General features: G+C 68.7%; 18 protein-coding genes. 7 read left to right on the top strand and 11 right to left on the bottom strand.

All coding sequences use genetic code 11. The features are described 5' to 3' along the window. Nucleotides 1–82 precede the first annotated feature (82 nt). The 8 genes from C0012_RS11165 to C0012_RS11200 all read right to left on the bottom strand — a co-directional run bounded on the left by C0012_RS11165 (nucleotide 83) and on the right by C0012_RS11200 (nucleotide 9,401). Nucleotides 83–1,861 (bottom strand): DUF2207 domain-containing protein, encoded by a 1,779-nt coding sequence (locus C0012_RS11165; protein WP_232527895.1) that lies wholly within the window; start codon nucleotides 1,859–1,861, stop codon nucleotides 83–85. Nucleotides 1,862–1,939: 78 nt separating this feature from the next. Further along, nucleotides 1,940–2,263, bottom strand: coding sequence for a monovalent cation/H(+) antiporter subunit G (gene mnhG, locus C0012_RS11170; protein ID WP_110588090.1), 324 nt, complete (start codon nucleotides 2,261–2,263; stop codon nucleotides 1,940–1,942). Beyond that, complete coding sequence (locus C0012_RS11175; protein ID WP_110588089.1) at nucleotides 2,260–2,550, bottom strand: monovalent cation/H+ antiporter complex subunit F; 291 nt, start codon at nucleotides 2,548–2,550, stop codon at nucleotides 2,260–2,262. Before C0012_RS11175 ends, mnhG begins: the two co-directional genes overlap by 4 nt. Then, a complete protein-coding gene (locus C0012_RS11180; protein ID WP_232527896.1) occupies nucleotides 2,547–3,134 on the bottom strand; it encodes a Na+/H+ antiporter subunit E in 588 nt (195 codons plus the stop codon). Before C0012_RS11180 ends, C0012_RS11175 begins: the two co-directional genes overlap by 4 nt. Further along, nucleotides 3,131–4,687, bottom strand: coding sequence for a Na+/H+ antiporter subunit D (locus C0012_RS11185; RefSeq protein WP_110588088.1), 1,557 nt, complete (start codon nucleotides 4,685–4,687; stop codon nucleotides 3,131–3,133). Before C0012_RS11185 ends, C0012_RS11180 begins: the two co-directional genes overlap by 4 nt. Next, nucleotides 4,684–5,172: a Na(+)/H(+) antiporter subunit C gene (locus tag C0012_RS11190; RefSeq protein WP_110588087.1), complete on the bottom strand. Its 489-nt coding sequence runs from the start codon at nucleotides 5,170–5,172 to the stop codon at nucleotides 4,684–4,686. Before C0012_RS11190 ends, C0012_RS11185 begins: the two co-directional genes overlap by 4 nt. After that, nucleotides 5,169–8,099, bottom strand: a complete 2,931-nt coding sequence (locus C0012_RS11195; RefSeq protein WP_110588086.1) for a Na+/H+ antiporter subunit A — start codon at nucleotides 8,097–8,099, stop codon at nucleotides 5,169–5,171. The genes C0012_RS11190 and C0012_RS11195 overlap by 4 nt, the downstream gene beginning before the upstream one ends. Before the next feature lie 60 nt (nucleotides 8,100–8,159). Then, nucleotides 8,160–9,401, bottom strand: coding sequence for an FAD-dependent oxidoreductase (locus tag C0012_RS11200; protein WP_110588085.1), 1,242 nt, complete (start codon nucleotides 9,399–9,401; stop codon nucleotides 8,160–8,162). Between the two features lie 38 nt (nucleotides 9,402–9,439). On the opposite strand from C0012_RS11200, the gene C0012_RS11205 reads away from it, so the two are divergent. Next, nucleotides 9,440–10,018, top strand: a complete 579-nt coding sequence (locus tag C0012_RS11205) for a TetR/AcrR family transcriptional regulator (RefSeq protein ID WP_162621764.1) — start codon at nucleotides 9,440–9,442, stop codon at nucleotides 10,016–10,018. 33 nt (nucleotides 10,019–10,051) lie between these two features. Here C0012_RS11205 and C0012_RS11210 read toward each other — a convergent pair whose 3' ends face one another. Further along, complete coding sequence (locus C0012_RS11210) at nucleotides 10,052–10,753, bottom strand: DUF899 domain-containing protein (protein ID WP_110588083.1); 702 nt, start codon at nucleotides 10,751–10,753, stop codon at nucleotides 10,052–10,054. 68 nt (nucleotides 10,754–10,821) lie between these two features. On the opposite strand from C0012_RS11210, the gene nucS reads away from it, so the two are divergent. Genes nucS through C0012_RS11225 form a run of 3 tightly spaced genes read left to right on the top strand, consistent with a single transcriptional unit; the run spans nucleotide 10,822 to nucleotide 13,507 of the window. Continuing rightward, complete coding sequence (nucS, locus tag C0012_RS11215; RefSeq protein WP_110588082.1) at nucleotides 10,822–11,517, top strand: endonuclease NucS; 696 nt, start codon at nucleotides 10,822–10,824, stop codon at nucleotides 11,515–11,517. 51 nt (nucleotides 11,518–11,568) lie between these two features. Beyond that, nucleotides 11,569–12,237 carry an HAD hydrolase-like protein gene (locus tag C0012_RS11220; protein WP_110588081.1) on the top strand — a complete coding sequence of 223 codons (669 nt, stop codon included), beginning with the start codon at nucleotides 11,569–11,571 and terminating at the stop codon, nucleotides 12,235–12,237. Between the two features lies 1 nt (nucleotide 12,238). Further along, nucleotides 12,239–13,507, top strand: a complete 1,269-nt coding sequence (locus tag C0012_RS11225; protein ID WP_110588080.1) for a coiled-coil domain-containing protein — start codon at nucleotides 12,239–12,241, stop codon at nucleotides 13,505–13,507. 82 nt (nucleotides 13,508–13,589) lie between these two features. On the opposite strand, the gene C0012_RS11230 is transcribed toward C0012_RS11225, so the two are convergent. Continuing rightward, on the bottom strand, nucleotides 13,590–14,606 hold the full coding sequence (locus C0012_RS11230; RefSeq protein WP_110588079.1) for a YeiH family protein: 1,017 nt from the start codon (nucleotides 14,604–14,606) through the stop codon (nucleotides 13,590–13,592). 79 nt (nucleotides 14,607–14,685) lie between these two features. Between C0012_RS11230 and C0012_RS15465 the strand changes: the two genes are divergently transcribed. Next, the gene (locus tag C0012_RS15465; RefSeq protein WP_162621763.1) at nucleotides 14,686–15,603 is read left to right on the top strand and encodes a LysR family transcriptional regulator; all 918 of its coding nucleotides are present in this window, start codon (nucleotides 14,686–14,688) and stop codon (nucleotides 15,601–15,603) included. 65 nt (nucleotides 15,604–15,668) lie between these two features. Here C0012_RS15465 and cspE read toward each other — a convergent pair whose 3' ends face one another. Then, on the bottom strand, nucleotides 15,669–15,875 hold the full coding sequence (gene cspE, locus C0012_RS11245; RefSeq protein ID WP_110588077.1) for a transcription antiterminator/RNA stability regulator CspE: 207 nt from the start codon (nucleotides 15,873–15,875) through the stop codon (nucleotides 15,669–15,671). A 494-nt stretch (nucleotides 15,876–16,369) separates the two neighbouring features. Here cspE and C0012_RS11250 point away from each other — a divergent pair, with 494 nt between their 5' ends. Together C0012_RS11250 and C0012_RS11255 are read left to right on the top strand one after the other, a co-directional pair. Beyond that, nucleotides 16,370–16,702: an HU family DNA-binding protein gene (locus C0012_RS11250; protein WP_110588076.1), complete on the top strand. Its 333-nt coding sequence runs from the start codon at nucleotides 16,370–16,372 to the stop codon at nucleotides 16,700–16,702. Between the two features lie 253 nt (nucleotides 16,703–16,955). Further along, nucleotides 16,956–17,744 carry a sigma-70 family RNA polymerase sigma factor gene (locus tag C0012_RS11255; protein WP_110588075.1) on the top strand — a complete coding sequence of 263 codons (789 nt, stop codon included), beginning with the start codon at nucleotides 16,956–16,958 and terminating at the stop codon, nucleotides 17,742–17,744.

Genomic DNA, 17,744 nt, shown 5'->3' on the forward strand with positions numbered 1-17,744 from the left:
GCCGACGACTCTTCCCGGACGCGGGATCTGTGTGCGCACGCCTTCAATGTACATTTCGCGGCGTGCGGTGCACGCGGCGGCCTCACACGCCACCGCCGCCACCGCCGCCCCCGCCACCGCCGGCGGAACCCCCGCCGCCGGACCCGCCGGATGTGCTCGACGAGCTCGAAGCGCCCGAGGTCAGCGAGCTCATGCCCGCGGAGAACGCCGCCGCGTGGAATGTGCTGGATCCCGCATACCACCCGGGCGAGCTGTCGCCGTAGCGCACCGTGAGCTCCTCGGCCCAGCGCTTCTCCTGCCCGAAGACGACGGCGAAGGGGAGCAACGACTCGTACAGGTGGAGCATCTGCGCCGGGTCTTCAACGTTGACCTTCACGCGCGACGCGCCCTGCGGCGACTGCAGCATCCGGATGCGGTCGGCCTCGGCCCAGTTCATGAACATCTCGAGCCCGCGCAGGTGGTCGCGCGCGATCGCGCCCTCGCGATTCAGGGGCGTGCGGGCCACGAGGACGATCGTGACGATGAGCACGCCGATGGCTCCGAGAAGAAGGGGAACCGGCACTGCCGGTGAGACGTAGTTGCTCAGCGCGGCGATCCCGAATCCGATGACCGCGATCGTCGTGAGCACGGCGGATGCCGCAATCATCGCGGATCTGCCCTCCGACACCTCCCGGTGGTACCGCTCGAGTTTCTTCTTCCCCGTGTGCAGAACGCTCCGCGAGACCTTCGCGAACTTGTTGTTCGTCCGGCCGAAGTCGAAGGTGGATCCGGGGCGGAGGCTCGGGAACAGCCCCGAGAGCACGACGCGCCCATTGGCGTCGGCGCGCCCCACGTCGACGAGCTGCGCCGACATCGACGGGGAGGAGAACGCTCCCCGCTTCGGCTTCTCGATGATGCGCACGGCACCCCGGATGGCCTGCTCGAGGATCTCGGCCGGGATCGCCTTCGAGTCGCGCTTCAGCAGCAGAGCCGAACGGAGCGCGTCGAAACCTTGCGGCGGCTCGAACTCGGGGATCACAGTCGGGCGTCCGGGCTCGTCCCGCAACCAGCGACGCCGGTGGACGATCGCCCAGATGAGGGGGCCGAGCGCGAGGACCGCCGCGATCATCTGCCCGACGCCCCACGGGGAGGCGAGAGGCGATGTGTCGAACTCCGCGAAGGTGCCGGGCTCGAAGCCGACGGCGATCGTCACCGTCTCGCGCGGTCCGACTGCCTCGGGGCTCGTCGCGAAGCCGGTCGTCTCACCGCCCGTGTCGATCGTGTCGATGGTGCACCGCTCGGTCGACCACGACTCGCCGACGTAGCACGCGCTCTGCCCGTTCAGCGCCGGCGCGAGGTCCGGGTCGATGCGCACCTCAGCTGTCACGGCACCGAAGGCCTGCGGCCATTCGACGCCGTTGACGTTCCAGTAGAACTCGTCGACGCCGTTGTCCATCGCCCGGCCGACGTTGTGGAGCGTGTACGTGAAGACGAAGGTCTGCCGCCCATGCAGATAGTCGTCAGCCCGGGACGTGATGATGAAGGAGCCGTCGTCGGTCTCGGTCTCGGCCGGCCGCGGATCGCCGTTCTCATCGGTCACGCTGATGAATTCCGGGAGCAGCGGGGCGCCGAGGTATTTCTCGGGGATCGTGCGCCGAATCCCGCGATTCTGGTCTCTGTCGGGGAACTCCGCGACGAAGGTCTCGGTGACCGTCACGACGCCCGCGCCGTCCGCGTTCCGCGACAGCTCGTAGACGACGTCGACGCTCGCGAAATCGAAGTCGTCGACGTCGGCGCTCGCGGGAACCGCCCCCAGCAGAACGATCATTCCCGCGGCGAGCGCCGCGACGGCGATCCGAACCCATCCCCCGATTCGATGCATGAGCTCGACCCTATAGCGCCCGCGAGAGTGCGGCCGAACCCACATCGTTTACGGAACCCTCGCGCCGCGCGGGACCGGTCACTCGTCCCTCAGCTCGTCGATGAGGATCGTGTCTCGATCGATGCTGCCATTTCGGTAGGCCTGCCGCCCGACGATGTGCGCCGCGATCGGCGACGCCGCCAGCTGGATCAGCACGATCGGAACCAGGAACGCGACGACCGCCCACGACTGGAACGCCACCGCGACACCGCCCGCGATGAAGAGCAGCCCGAGAACCTGGGGCTTCGTGGCCGCGTGGAGGCGCGACGGAACATCGCGGAATCGCAGCAGGCCGATCGACGCGGTCAGACACAGCACGGCCCCGCACAGCACCAGCACGAGCGCCACCGTCTCGAGGATCATCGTCCCTCCTCTCCGCTCGCGCGATCGCGGCGGGCGACGAAGCGGGCCACGGCGAGCGTCCCGAGGATTCCCGTGGCCGCGATCATGAGCATGACCGGCAGCGTGTCGGTGTGGGAGTTGATCACGGCCTCCGCCCCCATGACGCACAGAACCTCGGTGAGCAGCACGTCGCTCGCGACGGCTCGGTCGAGGATCGATGGCCCGATCACCATCCGGATGATCGCGAGCGCGGCCGCGACCGCGAAGACCACCGCGATCGCGACAACGAGGACGGTCTGGATCGTCATGGGCCGCCTCCTTCGGTCGTCGCCCGACGTTCGACGTACGGTGCGACCCGCGCGGTGACCTCCGCAAGCTCACGACGCGAACCGACGGCGCGCACGATCCGCGCCTCCCACGTGAGTGCGTTCGCGCGGATGGCCTCGATCTGCTCCGCGGACGTCACGCCGATGACGTGAAGGAACACCACGCGGTTCGTGCGATCAGCCTCGATGACGGTGCTTCCGGGAACGAGCGACAGCACGACGCCGACGTGGGTCATGATGAGGTCATCGTCCACACGCAGGGGCGCGCGCACGATCGCCGCGCTCGGCGTGCGCGGCGAGATCGTCCACCAGGCGACCTGCAAAGCGCCCCAGACGAGCTCGACGAGGAAGGTCCCGAGCGCGACGAGCAGCCACCAGGGGTTCACCCGTCCCGTGAGCTCTGCCGTCGGCAGGCGGAACGCATTCGTCACGACGATCGCGACGACGACGCCCGTGACGAAGGCGAGCACGGTGAACTGCCCCCACAGCATCATCCAGAGGGCGACAAGCCACACGAAGAACGGCAGCTGCGTCCAGAAGTGACGGATCCCCTCGCGGCGGCTCACGATTCCTGCTCCACGTCTTCCAGCTGCACGAGCGAGATGGGCTGCAGAAGCGAGGAACCGATCCGCTCGCACACCTCGTAGATCGGCCCGGCGAACACCGTCAGGGCGATCGTCACGGCGACCATGCCCGTGGCCGCACCCGACATCACGCGGGGAATCTCGCGGCGCGCGCCCTGCGCATCGGCCTCCGGCGCCTTCGAGAGATAGGCGATGCGGTCTTCCGTCTCAGGAGAGTCGTCCTTCACCCGCCAGAAAGACAGGTTCCACGCCCGCATGAGCGCGTAGAGCGTGAGGAGGGACGTGAGGATCCCGATGCCGATCCCGACCCACATGATGGGCGTCCCGACAGAGGCGGCCGCGTCGAACAGCGCGTACTTTCCGATGAAGCCCGAGAACGGCGGCAATCCCCCCAGATTGAGGGCCGGAATGAGGTAGAGACCCGCGATGAACGGCGCCGCCGCGACGAGCCCCTTCACGCGCACGATCGATGTGGATCCCGCGTAGCGCTCGATGAGGCCGACCACGAGAAACAGCGTCGTCTGCACGACGATGTGGTGCACCATGTAGTACGCCGTCGCGCCGACGGACGCCTCCGTCGCGATCGAGATGCCGAACACCATGTATCCCACGTGGCTCACGAGCGTGAACGAGAGGATCCGCTTCAGCTCGGCCTGCGCGATCGCGCCGAGGATCCCGACGATCATCGTCGCAACGCCCGCGATCGCGAGCACGAGGTTGAGATCGCTGTCGTGGAACAGCTGCGTCTCGGTGCGGATGATGGCGTACACGCCGACCTTCGTCAGCAGGCCCGCGAACACGGCCGTGACGGGCGCCGGCGCGGTCGGATACGAGTCGGGCAACCAGAAGGACAGGGGGAAGACCGCGGCCTTGATGGCGAAGCCCAGCAGCAGCAGGATGTGCAGAACCATCTGCACATCGGGCGGGATCTCGACCATTCGCTCGGCGATGTGCGCCATGTTCACGGTTCCGAGCGCGCCGTAGATCACGGCGATCGCGGAGAGGAAGATGATGCTCGACGCGAGCGAGACGACGATGTACACGGTGCCCGTGCGGATGCGCGACTCTGTGGATCCGAGGGTGATCAGCACGTACGACGCGACGAGAAGGATCTCGAATCCGACGTAGAGGTTGAAGAGGTCGCCCGCGATGAACGCGTTGAAGATGCCCGCCGCGAGGATGAGATACGTCGGGTGGAAGATCGAGACGGGCGTGTCCTCGTCGCCGTCAGCCGCGCCCTGCCCGATCGAGAACAGCAGGACGGCGAGGAGCACGATGCTCGACACCGCCACGAGCATGGCGGCGAGCCGGTCGACATACAGAACGATGCCGAACGGCAGCGGCCAGCCGCCGACCGAGACGGCAAGGGGCGTGCCGAGGTCGACGGCGACGAGCATGACGAGCGCGAGGACGAACGTCGCCGTCAGCGTGACGACGGATACGGCGACCTGCGCGCGGCTGCGTCGCCCGAGCAGCAGCGTGAGCGCCGCCCCTAGCAACGGAAGCGCGACGAAGAGCGGCACGAGCAGACTCACGATTCACCCCGCGTCTCGTCGCGGACCTCGTCCACGATCGTCGTGACGGGTGCGGCCGGGCCCTCGGTGAAGTCGGTCGTCTCCTCGTCTTCCTCCTCAGCGTCCTCTTCCTCACCCTCGAGCACGTCCTCCGTCTCCTCGGCACGTTCGCGAAGCGCGATGTCTTCAGCGTCATCGAGGACGGTGTCCGCCTCACCGAGCTGCCACGACCGGTAGATGAGGGCGAGCAGGAAGGCGCTGACGGCAAAAGTGATGACGATCGCCGTGAGCATGAGGGCCTGCGGAAGCGGATCGCTCACGCCCTCCGCGCCGTAGAACGGAGAGACCCCGGGGAAACCCATCGCGATGAGCAGCAGCAGATTCGTCGCATTGCCGAGCAGCAGGAACCCGAAGAGAACCCGCGTGAGGCTGCGCTCGAGCATGGCGTACACGCCGAGCGCATACAGCACCGCCATCACGATGACGAGCGAAAGCGAGACGGTCACGGGCGGGCCCCCTCTCTCGCGGTCCCCTGCGTGATCTGGCGGTCGACCTCGGCGCCGAGCGAGCGCAGAACGTCGAGGACGAGACCGATCACGACGAGATACACGCCGATGTCGAAGAAGGTGGACGAGACGAACTCCACGTGCCCGAGGAGGGGCAGCTCCGCCTCCCACACGGCGCGTGTGAGCGGTTCCTCCCCGAACAGCATGGGCGCGATGGCCGTGCCGACGGCGATCACCATGCCGGCGCCCAGGAGAGAGCCGGCGTCGGTCGGGGCGGCGACGCCGAGCTCGTAGCGTCCGCCCGCCACATAGCGCATCACGAGCGCGAGACCGGCGACGAGGCCGCCGGCGAATCCGCCGCCCGGCAGATTGTGCCCAGCGAAGAGCAGATAGAGCGAGATGACGATGATCGTGTGGAACAGGATCCGCACGACGACCTCGAGCAGGAGCGAGCGCGATTCTGCGCTCATCGTGCGTCCTCCGACGAGCCAGGCACGCGGAGCTCGTCGGTTCTCCGTCGTCTGCACGCGGATGCCCTCGGTCGTCTCGACGAGCGGTCGCCTGCGCGCGGCGCGACGCGCCTTCGCGGGGATGCCGTCGCGCACCCGCTCGCGCACCTCCATGATCCGGTCCCCGCGGGCTGTGACGAACACGAGCGACGCGACGCCGGTCGCAGCGAGCACGAGAACGCTGAGCTCGCCCATCGTGTCCCACCCGCGCAGGTCGACGAGCGCCACGTTCACGACGTTCTTCCCGTGTCCGATCTCGTAGGCGAGCTCCGGCCAGGGTGTCGAAACGGGCTCGTGGATCCGCGCTCCGGCCGCGACGATCGCGACGGCCGCCATCGTGGCGCCGACGCCCACGCCGATGAGGGCGCGCACGATGTTCCCTCCGGACCCGTTGTGGCTGCCGAGACGCGACGGGATGCGGCGCAGCACCAGCGAGAACGCGATGAGCGTGACCGTCTCGATGAGCACCTGCGTGACCGCGAGATCGGGGGCGCCGGACGACGCGAAGAGCACGACCATTCCGAGCCCCGTGACCGACACGAGCACGACGCCCGTGAAGCGCTTGCGCGCCCGCACGGCCACGATGCCCGCCGCGATCATCAGCGCGGCGGCGATGGGCTGCACGGGGTGCTGCCACGCGTCGAACCGCGCCTGCCATCCTTCCCCCGTGAGCAGCACGGATCCCTCCGCCGCGACGAGCACGACGAAGACGGTGCCGACGTACATCGGGAGCGAACCGGACTGCGTCGTGCGGGTGACGACGACGGCGATCCTGTCGACCGAACGGGTGATGAGGTAGTAGACGTCGTTCGCCTGGAAGCGCAGCACCCGCCCCGTCCGCGCCCAGCCCGTCGACACCGAGAACCAGAAGACGGCGGCACCGGCTGCAAGCGCGAAGGCCGACAGCCCGAGCGCGGGCTCGAGACCGTGCCAGAGGGCGAGGTGGTACTCGCCGTCCCCCGCGGAGTCGGCGTAGGGCGCCAGGAGGACATCAATCGTGGGCGCGACGAGACCACCCGCGAGCGTGAGGGCTGCGAGAACGAGCGGGCTCACGAGGAAGCCGATCGGCGGGTCGGGCCACTCCGTCTCGGGCCGGGGCACGCCACGCGCGTCGCGCTTGCGCCAGAAGGCCCCCCACACGAATCGGATGGCGTATGCCGTCGTGAGAATGGATCCGATCACGACGCCGACAAGCGCGACGCTCGCCCACGTGGATCCGTCCGCTCCCGCCTCGATCAGCGACGTGAGGGCGGCTTCCTTCGCGACGAATCCGAGAAGCGGCGGCACGCCGGCCATCGATGCCGCGGCGACGATCGAGATCGTGGCCATGACCGGCGCGCGGCGACCGAGCCCGCTGAGTCGATCGATGTCGCGCGTCGAGAGCTGGCGGTCGATGACGCCGACGACGAGGAAGAGCGTCGCCTTGAACAGCGCGTGGGCGAGGATCAGGCTCACCCCCGCGAGAGCCGTGTCACGCGTGCCGAATCCGACGACGACCGCGATGAAGCCCAATTGGCTGACGGTGCCGTAGGCGAGGATGCGCTTGAGGTCGGTCTCGCGGAGAGCCTGGTATCCGCCCAGGAGCATTGTGAAGATTCCGAGCGTCACGATCACGGGCCGCCACGGCGCCTCTTCGGCGAACGTCGGCGCGAATCGCGCCAGAAGGTAGATCCCGGCCTTCACCATCGCGGCCGCGTGCAGATACGCGCTGACGGGTGTCGGGGCCGCCATCGCGCCCGGCAGCCAGAAGTGGAACGGGAAGATCGCCGACTTGCTGAGCGCGCCGACGAGCAGGCACACGAGCGCCGCGTCGATGAGGGCCCCCTCCGGCGGCGCCGCGAGGATCTCCACGATGCTCGTCGTGCCGGCCGAGGCGACGAGGATCACGGCGCCCACGAACATCACGAGCCCACCCAGCGTCGTCGTCATCAGCGCCTGCAGAGCGGCGCGTCGCGAGGCCGCGCGCGTGTACGAGTGCCCGATGAGCAGGTACGACAGCACGCTCGTCATCTCCCAGAACATGACGAGCATGATCAGGTCGTCCGTCAGCACGAGTCCGTACATGGCACCCGCGAACGCCGTGAGCACACCCGCGAAGCGGCCCACGCCGGCCGACTTCCCTCGAAAGTAGACGGCGCAGTACGTCATCACGAGCGTGCCGACCCCCGTGACGATGAGAGTCATGAGCCAGCTGAGGGTGTCCATCCGCATCGAGATCTCGATGCCGAGCGGCCGGATCCACGCATATTCTTCGTGGGGAATGTTTCCGGCGAGGACCGACATGCTCGCGAGAGAGGCGTGGGCGGCTCCCGCGAGCGGGACGAGTGCGGCGACGTAGAAAACGCGCGCCCCGAGAAGCTTCGCCAGCGGGACCACGAGGACCGAGCCTGCGGCGAACACGACGAGGATCGCGAGCATGGCGTCTCCTCGTCGTCTGGCCGGCGCAGGTGCACAGGCGGCGGGTGTTTCTCCGACAGTCTATTGCGGCCCGGGAGCTGCGAGACCCGCGGATGTCTCACCCGCCGTCCGAATCCGCACCCGCTCTGCCCGAATTCCCCGTCCGACCACGCGCCCCGTCACGTGCCTCAGGAAGGGGATCCGCTGCAGTGCGCGGATCGGAAGGGGCAGCTTCGGCGACGCCGCGGCCGACCCGAGGAGCGGATCCTGCAGGACTCGCTGCACACGCTGGATGATCACGGTCGGCAGTGCCCGTCGACGCTGGACCCGGCGAAGTTCGCGCTCGGTCGGTCGTCGATTGCGCAGGATCGGCCCGAGGATGTTCGCCGTCGCAATCGCGTCCTGGAGCGCGAGGTTGATGCCGACGCCGCCGGCCGGCGACATCGCGTGTGCGGCGTCGCCCACCGCGAGCAGACCGTCGCGCTGCCATCTGCGCAGCCGCTCGAGGCGCACCGTGAGCAGCTTGATGTCGTCGAGCTCAAGCGCGTGGACCCGGTCATTCAACTCGGGCACCAGGCTCGAGACGCGCGTGCGCATGGCCGCGAGGCTTTCGGCGTCACCCTCCCAGGACCCCGCCGGGATGACGTACGCGACCTGGAAGAAGTCGCCGCGGTCGATCACGATGAGGGTGCCGTCGCCAGCGTGCACGAACGGCTGTCTCTCCGCGGGATCCTTCGGCAGCCGGAACCAGAGGACGTCCATCGCGCTCGCGATCTTCCGGGGAACCATGCCGGCGGCTGCGCGGACATCCGAGTCGCGCCCGTCCGCGGCGACGACCAGCCGGGACCGGACGTCGAACGCCCCTTCCGGCCCCTCCGCCCGGACGCCGACGACCCTGCCGTCCTCGACGATCGGCTCCGCGCCCCGCGTTCGACGGAGGAGACGGAACCCCGGCTCCCGTTCCCCGGCGCGGGCCAGGAGATCGAGAAAGTCCCACTGCGGCATGAACGCGATCGTCTTCCGCGCCGTGGGGAGGCGCGAGAAATCTGCAAGAACCATGTCCCGCCCGCGATACCGGAGCGTGACGTGGGACATCTCGGTATGCGGCAGGGCGAGGAACTCGTCGATCAGACCGAGATCGGCAAGCGCATCCTGCGTCGACGGGTGGATCGTGTCGCCTCGGAAGTCGCGCAGGAAGTCGGCGTGCTTCTCGAGGACGAGGGTGTCGACCCCCGAGCGGGCGAGGAGCAGCCCCAGCATGAGCCCGGCGGGTCCTCCCCCAACGACGACGCAGTCCGCGGTTTCCGTACGGTTCTCGTTCATGTCCCCACTGTCTGCCGGGCGGGTGGCATGATGCGAGAGTGGTCAATAGACGCGGTCGGCCGCCACGCGGCTTCGATGCACGCAGGGCACTCATCACTGCCGCGCAGAAGCATCTCGATGCGGGCGATCTCGGGGAAACCAGTTCTCGAGCGATTGCGGCCGAGGCCGGCGTGAGCCACACACTGGTCAATTACCACTTCGGCGGCCGCGAAGGGCTTCGGACGGCGGCGATCGCCCTGCGCGTGGCCCCCGACCGCGTCATCGCGGCAAGCTCCGATGCGACGGGGCGCATCGACCACGGCATGCTCGCGGAACTGTTCGTGCGGATCTGGGAGGATCCGGCGCGACGGCCCTCCCTCGAAACGCTCGCGCGCGACGCGGCATCGGGATCCGCCCGCGCCGCGGCGATCGTCGAGTACTTGCAGGAGTCCGTGATCGCGCAGCTCACGGCATCGTTCGGAGCGGAGCGCGCCCGGCGCGCGGCCATCGTGATCGTCGGCGTGGTGTTCACGAGGTACGTGCTGCAGCTTCCGGCCATGACGTCCCTCACGCCGCGCCAGACCATCGAGACGATGCGGTCGATGCTGCCCCGGCGCCGACCAGAGCCACCCGCATAGGGAAACCTCCCGTCGCGCGGATCGCCCCCGGGCTCAGTGACAGGCGTGCGCCGTTCGTTCTCCGTACTCGTCGGCGCGTCGCATCCACTCGTAGGCCGGCGTCTGGGGCCACCCTTCCGGCGAGTTCTCCCAGTCCTCCTGGCGCCCGTACGGCGTGAGGTCGAGCAGGTCGAACACCTGCATGAACGGCTCCTCACCGCGGCGGAACGTGCTCCACGAGTGGAAGACGCGATCCCCCTGGCGCAGGAACACGCTGACGGCCTGATGCTCCTCGTCGTCGACCGTCACGCCGAAGTCCTCGTTGAAGGACGACCCGCCCGATGACACCCACGGCAGGTCCCACCCCATCCGTGTGCGGTACGCGAGCAGCTTCTCGAGCGACGCGCGAGAGACGAGCGCGAAGGAGGTGTTCCGCGCGTGCAGGTGCGACAGCGGCCCCACGTGCTCCGCCATCATCGAGCAACCATCGCACCCCGCGTCCCAATCGGGATGGAACATGAAGTGCTGCACGATCAGCTGGGGTCGCCCGTCGAAGATATCGAGCAGTGAATTCGGGCCATCGGGTCCCTCGAAGCGGTAGTCAGACGTGATCTCGACGACCGGCATGCGCCGGCGCAGGGCAGACACGGCGTCCTTCATCCGGGTCAGCGCTTTCTCCTGCTGCAGCAGGACGGCGCGCGCATCGTTCCATTCGGCGCGCTCGACGACGCGCGGCAGAGGCAGGCGATGATTCATGGGCCCAGAGTCTCACCGATCCCGCGCCGCGCGACACCCCTCCCGGCGCCCCGCGTTAGGCTCGCACGGTGCGCCTCGTCATCGCCCGCTGCTCCGTGGATTACACGGGCCGCCTCAACGCCCACCTGCCCCTCGCCACCCGCGTGCTCATGCACAAGGGCGACGGCAGCGTCCTCATCCACTCGGACGGCGGCTCGTACAAGCCGCTCAACTGGATGAGCCCGCCCTGCCGACTCGACCACCTCGAGGTCGATGAGGAGCTCGCCGAGGCGGGCGTCATCGAAATGTGGAAGGTCACGCACCAGAAGTCGGGAGACACCCTCACGGTGCGGATCCACGAGATCGTCGACGACACGGCGCACGATCTCGGCGTGGATCCGGGGCTCATCAAGGACGGCGTCGAGTCGGATCTGCAGCGCCTCCTCGCCGAGCAGGTCGACCTCATCGCCGAAGGTGCCAGCCTCGTGCGCCGTGAGTACCCGACCGCGATCGGGCCCGTCGATCTGCTCGTGCGCGATGCGGAAGGCGTCGCGATCGCCGTCGAGGTGAAGCGCCGCGGCGGGGTCGACGGCGTCGAACAGCTCACGCGCTATCTGGAGCTGCTCGGGCGCGATCCGCTTCTCACGGGAATCCAAGGCGTCTTCGCCGCGCAGGAGATCAAGCCGCAGGCCCGCACGCTCGCCGAGGATCGCGGGATCCGCTGCGTCACGCTCGACTACGAGGCCATGAAGGGCGTCGACTCCGGAATCCCCACGCTCTTCTGAGCGAGGGCCGCGATGTGCGGCCCGTCAGCCGACGCCGAATAGGCTGGCACCATGGCGAATTCTCCGTGGTCGTGTGTGCTCTGGGACGTGGACGGAACGATCGCGGACGCGTCCGCGGGGATCCTTCCCCGAATCGAGCGCGTGCTCGATGAGCTCGGCCACCCGCCGACGCCGACCGATCAGGTGCATCTCTGGATCGGCCCGCCCATGCTCGAGTCGTTCCAGGAGCTCGCCGGGCTCTCGCTCGCACAGGCGAAGAACGCGGTGGAGCGCTATCGCGAGCTCGCTTCTGAGCACGGCTACGCGCACAAGGTCCGCATCTACGACGGCGTCGCCGACGTGATCCGAGACGTGCACGCCGCGGGGATCCCGCAGACGACCGCCAGCACGAAGCCCGAGAATCAGGTGCGCGCGATCCTCGAGCACTATGTACTCGCACCCCTGTTCGAGAGCATTCACGGGGCGGTCCCCGACGCCGATGTGCTCGACACGAAGGCGCACGTCCTCGGGCGTGCGCTCGCGGACATGCGCGCTCGCGGAGTCGATCTCTCGAACCCCGTGCTCATCGGCGACCGCCACCATGACGTCGACGGCGCGGCCGAGCACGACGTTCCGGTGATCTTCGTCCGCTGGGGCTTCGGCGACGCCGAGGAGGCGACGGGATCCGTGGCCGTTGCGGACGATCCGGCGCACCTGCGCACGCTGCTTCTGCCCCGCTGACATGATCGAGCTTCCTGAGGTCACGACCGAGGGCGTGCTCGCGTGGGTCATCCCTGCGCTCGTCGTGTTCGGCGGAACCGCACTCGTCATCGTCGCGATCGTGATGGCCGTGCGCGTCGCGCGTCGCGGGAAGCGTGCCCGTCGCTCGGCCCGCGAGTCGCTCGACGCCGTCGGAGCGAAGCTCGTCGAGCTCGATGATCAGACGGAGGGGCTCGAACTCGAGATCGGCATGTCGAGCGCGCTGTACGACGGGCGGCCGCCCGCATCGCTGCGACGCGCGCGGCTCACGGCCCAGCACACGCGCGATGACGCCTTCGCCGCCTACCGCGACGCGTCGGGCGAGGACGTGCTCCCGAGCGCACAGCGTCGCGAGGCGAAGCGGCTCTCCGTCGGAATCGACAAGGCCATGGAGATCATCCGACGGGCTCGTGCCGACCACGAGGAGTGGTTGCGTGAGCACTCCTCCGCCCAGGAGCAGGTCGACGTCGCGCGACGGCGGATCGTCGAGCTCGAGGCGCGGATGGGCGAACCGGCAGCGCTTCGTGCCGAGCTCGCACGTATCGCGGACGAGAGCGAGTGGGAGGCCGCGGCACACGCCGATGACGAGGCCAGCGAATCCCTCGAGGAGGCGAAGGCCCTCCTGCGCGAGGCCGAGGAGCAGGCGGCGGATCCCTCGCGGTCGGCCCGCGAGACCCTGCGCGCCTGCGAGGAGGCCGTGAGCCGCGCCGAGCGGGCATCGCGCCTGCTCGAAGAGACCCACCGCCTCGTGAAGAACGCACGCCTGGCCGTCGACGATGAGCACCGCGCGGCGGAGTCAGCCATCCGCGCCGCGATCGGCACCCAGAAGGCTCTCGACCCCGAGCAGGCCGCCGAGCTCGGGGAGGCCATCCGCGTCGCGAGCGCCGCCCTCGAGTCGGCCAGCGAGATCGCAGAGCGTCGTCCCGTCACGGCGAATGAGCGCATCGCCCGCTTGCGCGACCGGCTCGACATGGCTCTCGCCGACGCCCGCACGCAGCAGCAGCGTCTGCGCGGCGCCCGCAGCGCCCTTCCCGGATCCCTCAACGCGGCGCGCAGCGCCCTGGCCCGCGCCGAGGCTGTCATTCTCGACGCCGAGGTCGACGCGCGGGTGCGCCTCGACAGCGCCCGCCGCGAACTGGCCTTCGCTCGTCAGTCGCACGATCCGATCGAGGCGCTCGACGCCTCCCGCCGTGCCCGACGCGACGCCGAAGACGCCGCCGTCCTGGCCCGCTTCCGCAAACGGCGACGCTGACGCCGCCCCGTCGATATGCCCGGTATCGACCGCTCACCCGAGAAGAGTGGTCGATTCGCATCCTCTCAACGGGGGTGGGTGGTCACGCGAGGGCGCCCGTGACGCGCATCGCGAGCAGCGTGGTCGCTGCGACAAGGATCGAGAGGATCGCGCCGAGCGCGAGTGGACGCCATCCCGCGCGACGCATCGCGCCGAGATCCGTCGACAGGCCGACGCCCGCAAGGGCCATCGCGATGAGAAAGCCGCTCGCTGCGGGCGCCGCCTCGACGAGCGGGGCGGGGATCCCTCCCACCGTGCGCAGCAGCGCCATGACGAGGAACCCGACAAGGAACCACGGCACCACGCGCGCGACGCCCGCCCCCGTGGGTCGCTGACCCCGCGAGGAGCGCCGAGCCTCCGCGATCGCCAGGACGATGCTCACCGGGACGATCGCGAGGGTGCGCACCAGCTTCACCGTGACGGCGGCCCCGAGCGACGCCGCGCCGAACACACTTGCGGCAGCGACGACGGAGCTCGTGTCGTTGACGGCTGTTCCCGCCAGGAGCCCGAACGCCTCCGGGCCGAGCCCCATCGCGTGACCGAGAAGAGGGAAGACCGCGACGGCCGCGAGGTTGAAGAGGAAGATCGTCGACATCGCGGACGAGATCACCGCGCTCGACGCGCCGATCACGGGCGCGACGGTCGCTATTGCGCTGGCACCGCAGATACCCGTCCCGACACCGATGAGGGTCCCCAGTCGCCGCTCGACGCCGAGCGCGCGTCCAAGCAACGGCGCGGCGAGGAAGCAGGACGCGAGAGAAACCAGCATGACGGGCAGGCCCACGGCGCCGATGCGGACGACGACGTCGAGCGAGAGCTGCGCCCCGAAGACGACGATCGCCAGCCGCAGCACGACACCGCTCGCGGCGTCGACCCCGGGCCGCAGGTGGCGCCCCGGTGAGTGGACGAGTGCGATCGCGATTCCGAGGACGATCGCCGGGAGCGCGCTGCCGACCACGGGGACGATGCTGCCGATCAGCGTGGCTCCCCCGGCGAGGGCGACGGTGACGACGAGCCCGGGCAGGATCGATCGCGCGCGTGCAACGACAGAGACGGACATGACTCCAGCCTGCGGCGCCCGCCGACACCGCGGTATCCGCTTGCGCACGGTGGGGGTACAGAGTCAAACTGTACCGATCATGCGAGATGTACCGCCCCTCGATGCCCTGGAGCTGTTCCGCGCCGTCGCGCGCCACGGATCCATCTCGGCCGCCGCGCGGGAGGTCGGGCTCTCTCAGCAATCGGCGTCGACGCGGATCCGCTCGATCGAGCGGAATCTCGGCATCGAACTCCTCACGCGCTCAGCGCGCGGCACCGTCCTCACCGAGGCGGGCGAGCTCGTCCTCGGCTGGACCGAAGACCTCCTGAACACGGCGACGCGATTTCGCGCCGGCGTCGAGGCACTTCGCGGGGAGAGCAGCCGGACGCTCATCGTCGCAGCCAGCCAGACGGCCGCCACCTATCTCGTCCCGCACTGGATGCTCGGCTTCCGCTCTGCGCAGCTCGCATCCGGCCAGGTGCCGACCGAGGTGCAGATCCTCGCGGCGAACAGCACGCAGGTGGGAGAGATCGTGCGAACCGGACGGGCAGATCTGGGCGTCGTCGAGTCTCCGGATCTGCCGGACGACCTCTCGTCGACGACGATCGCGAACGACGAGCTCACCCTCGTCGTCCCACCCGACCATCCGTGGATCCGTCGGCGCTCCCTGCCGCTCGACGAGGTCGCGTCGACGCCCCTCATCTTCCGCGAGGAGGGCAGCGGCACTCGGCGTGCGTGGGAGGCCGTCGTCTTCGAGCGCCTTCGTCGCGCCCCTGCCGAGCCCGCCGCCGTGATGTCGACGACCTCGGCCATCCGCTCGGCCGTCGCCGACGGGATCGCCCCGGCTGTCGTCAGCACCCACGTCGTCGCCGACGACATCGCCCTCGGCCGTCTCCGGAGAGTCGCGCTCGACGGCCCCGCCCTGACGCGACCGATCACCGCCCTGTGGAGGGGATCTGATCGTGATCTCCGGCAGACAAGCCGTGACTTCCTCGACGCGGCGCGCACCGCTCGCTGAAGTGACCGCACGAAGAAACCCCGCCCCTCCGAGCGGAGGTGCGGGGTTCTGATCAGTCGCGCTGCTTACAGCGGAACGATGTTGTCAGCCTGCAGACCCTTGGGGCCCTGCGTGACCTCGAACTCCACGCGCTGGTTCTCTTCCAGCGTGCGGTAGCCCTTCGACTGAATCGCACTGAAGTGCGCGAAGACGTCCTGGCCGCCCTCGTCGGGGGAGATGAAGCCGAAGCCCTTCTCCGAGTTGAACCACTTGACGGTGCCCTGCGTGCTCATGTACTGCCTTCTATCGGGGCGGATGTCGGCGCAATTTCACGCCCACGCTGACAACTTAGCCCACGAACATGTCCAACAACAGGGTATGGCGAAGATTTCCTGCCAAAGAAGAGAAACAGCCCTCACCGTCGGGGGGAAACAGTGAGGGCCGGACGACCGAGAGAGGACGTCTCCCACAAGAATACAGCCTTCGGTGACCGCGGGCGCACACGTTGGCTCACCCAACGGGTGCGACGACCCTCGGGGAGCACGAATCGCTCATCTGTCGTGGATACGAGAGCAGGCGCAGAAACCTCGGAACACAGAGAGCCCATTGACAGATCACCACATATATGAGGGAACGGCCTGTATCTTCTGAGGTGTCAATCGCCGGCGGTACGTGTATCGCCGGCACGACCAGTGGGGATCCGCGGTCGCGATGACGTCACGCGACTCTGCCCGTAGCCGCGGCCCCCACGCACTCCAGGGGAGACGAAACAGGAATGGCAAGATCAATGACGGCAACAGCTCAGCTCGACCAGGGCCGGGTGAGCAAACGCGAGTTCATCCAGCGAGCGGCGCGACGCGGCGGAATGCCCGTGAAGGTCGTGCAGCAGGCGTACGACGCGATCATCGACGAGGTGATCGACCTGGTGCAGAGCGGCAATCGCGTCACGCTCACCGGCTTCGGCAAGTTCTACCCGCAGGAGCACAAGGGGCACGTCGCGCAGACCAACTTCACGCAGGAGCGCCAGCGCGGCGCGACGAAGGAGGTTCCCGACTACAAGGTGCTCAAGTTCTCCGCCACGCGTGAGGTGAACAAGCGTCTGGGATCAACCGGCGACTGAGCCTCACAGCCAAGATGAAGACCCCGAGGGTGGCCGCCCTCGGGGTCTTCGTCTTCTCAGGGGGGGTCGTTCCTGACGAACGACGAAACAGGGGCACCCGTAAACCGCCCGGGCGGTAACTACCCGGGTAGTTTTTAGGTGCCCGGGTAGTTTATGGGTACTTGAGGGCTAGGCTACATCGTGGGGGAAGACAGCTCCGAAAGATTCGGGCGGTCCGACGACAAGAAGTGCACAGAAAGCCGCGCCACCGGAGATGCCCGAGCACGCCGAGCATGACCTGATCGTTTCCGCACTCCCGCTGGTCTCCCGCATAGCGCGACGCCTCGCGCCACGAGCAGGATCCCTCTCGGTGGACGATCTGGTCGCAGCGGGATCCTACGCCTTGGTCCTCGCGGCGCGGGACTTCGACTCGAGCCGCGGCGCGAGCTTCCTCACCTACGCACGACACCGGATCACGGGGGCGGTGCTCGATGAGCTGCGGAACGCCGACTGGGCATCCCGCACGATGCGCACGCGCGCGAAGACGATCGAGGCCGTTCGTGACGAGCTGCGGACGGCGACCCAACACGAGCCCACAGCCGATGAGGTCGCGCTGAGGATGGGGATCGACGCGAGGACTGTCACGCAGACCCTGGGCGGCGTGATGCAGGCCCCCGTGAGCCTCTCGGCGCTCGACGAGGTCGCCGTGCGCCAGCACAGCAGGGGCCCCGAGGACGAAGCGGTCGAGCGCGAGCGTCGCGAGGTGCTGAACTTCGCAATCGATGCTCTCCCGCCACGCGCCCGGCACATCGTTCGTGCGATCTACTTCGACGAGCGCACCGCAGCCGATGTGGCTCGCGAACTCGGAGTGACGCCATCTGCGGTGACGCAGCAGCGCGCCGAAGCTCTCCGGCTGATCAGAGACGCGATGCAGCGCTACTTCGCGACAGCTCAGGAGACGCCACCCGCGCACGCCGCGTCCGGCAGGAAGAAGACCGCCTACTTCGCGCGGATCGCGGGGATCAACGGCCGTCTCCGGCGCGCTTTCGCCGTGGCCGTCTGA

The sequence above is a fragment of the Microbacterium suaedae genome, from assembly GCF_003254645.1.
GTDB lineage: Bacteria > Actinomycetota > Actinomycetes > Actinomycetales > Microbacteriaceae > Microbacterium > Microbacterium suaedae.

Coding starts and splice junctions, on each gene's coding strand:
- C0012_RS11195 (WP_110588086.1), bottom strand. CDS start 8,099: ATGCTCGCGATCCTCGTCGTGTTCGCCGCAGGCTCGGTCCTCGTGGTC.
- C0012_RS11210 (WP_110588083.1), bottom strand. CDS start 10,753: ATGAATCATCGCCTGCCTCTGCCGCGCGTCGTCGAGCGCGCCGAATGG.
- C0012_RS11200 (WP_110588085.1), bottom strand. CDS start 9,401: ATGAACGAGAACCGTACGGAAACCGCGGACTGCGTCGTCGTTGGGGGA.
- mnhG (WP_110588090.1), bottom strand. CDS start 2,263: ATGATCCTCGAGACGGTGGCGCTCGTGCTGGTGCTGTGCGGGGCCGTG.
- C0012_RS11255 (WP_110588075.1), top strand. CDS start 16,956: ATGCCCGAGCACGCCGAGCATGACCTGATCGTTTCCGCACTCCCGCTG.
- C0012_RS11250 (WP_110588076.1), top strand. CDS start 16,370: ATGACGGCAACAGCTCAGCTCGACCAGGGCCGGGTGAGCAAACGCGAG.
- C0012_RS15465 (WP_162621763.1), top strand. CDS start 14,686: ATGCGAGATGTACCGCCCCTCGATGCCCTGGAGCTGTTCCGCGCCGTC.
- C0012_RS11175 (WP_110588089.1), bottom strand. CDS start 2,550: ATGACGATCCAGACCGTCCTCGTTGTCGCGATCGCGGTGGTCTTCGCG.
- C0012_RS11165 (WP_232527895.1), bottom strand. CDS start 1,861: ATGCATCGAATCGGGGGATGGGTTCGGATCGCCGTCGCGGCGCTCGCC.
- C0012_RS11220 (WP_110588081.1), top strand. CDS start 11,569: ATGGCGAATTCTCCGTGGTCGTGTGTGCTCTGGGACGTGGACGGAACG.
- C0012_RS11225 (WP_110588080.1), top strand. CDS start 12,239: ATGATCGAGCTTCCTGAGGTCACGACCGAGGGCGTGCTCGCGTGGGTC.
- C0012_RS11230 (WP_110588079.1), bottom strand. CDS start 14,606: ATGTCCGTCTCTGTCGTTGCACGCGCGCGATCGATCCTGCCCGGGCTC.
- cspE (WP_110588077.1), bottom strand. CDS start 15,875: ATGAGCACGCAGGGCACCGTCAAGTGGTTCAACTCGGAGAAGGGCTTC.